The sequence below is a fragment of the Pseudocitrobacter sp. RIT415 genome (assembly GCF_003057695.2).
Lineage (GTDB): Bacteria > Pseudomonadota > Gammaproteobacteria > Enterobacterales > Enterobacteriaceae > Pseudocitrobacter > Pseudocitrobacter faecalis.
This window is the reverse complement of record NZ_QBJC02000051.1, coordinates 1-802: the sequence shown is the minus strand read 5'-3', so window position 1 is coordinate 802 and position 802 is coordinate 1. Positions and strand designations below refer to the sequence as shown.

General features: G+C 53.2%; 1 protein-coding gene. It reads left to right on the top strand.

Translation table 11 applies throughout. The features are described from left to right. On the top strand, positions 1–802 hold an 802-nt coding region (locus DBY68_RS22695), incomplete at both ends, for an elongation factor Tu (protein ID WP_112296233.1).

Sequence of the window (802 nt, the reverse complement as noted above, 5' to 3'; positions counted from 1 at the left end):
GCGACTGACGGCCCGATGCCGCAGACTCGTGAGCACATCCTGCTGGGTCGTCAGGTAGGCGTTCCGTACATCATCGTGTTCCTGAACAAATGCGACATGGTTGATGACGAAGAGCTGCTGGAACTGGTAGAAATGGAAGTTCGTGAACTTCTGTCTCAGTACGATTTCCCGGGCGACGACACGCCGATCGTTCGTGGTTCTGCTCTGAAAGCGCTGGAAGGCGAAGCAGAGTGGGAAGCGAAAATCATCGAACTGGCTGGCTTCCTGGATTCTTACATCCCGGAACCAGAGCGTGCGATTGACAAGCCGTTCCTGCTGCCGATCGAAGACGTATTCTCCATCTCCGGTCGTGGTACCGTTGTTACCGGTCGTGTAGAACGCGGTATCATCAAAGTAGGTGAAGAAGTTGAAATCGTTGGTATCAAAGAGACTGCTAAGTCTACCTGTACTGGCGTTGAAATGTTCCGCAAACTGCTGGACGAAGGCCGTGCGGGTGAGAACGTTGGTGTTCTGCTGCGTGGTATCAAACGTGAAGAAATCGAACGTGGTCAGGTACTGGCTAAGCCGGGTTCCATCAAGCCGCACACCAAATTCGAATCTGAAGTTTATATCCTGTCCAAAGATGAAGGCGGCCGTCATACTCCGTTCTTCAAAGGCTACCGTCCGCAGTTCTACTTCCGCACAACTGACGTGACGGGCACCATCGAACTGCCGGAAGGCGTAGAGATGGTAATGCCGGGCGACAACATCAAAATGGTTGTTACCCTGATCCACCCGATCGCGATGGACGACGGTCTGCGTT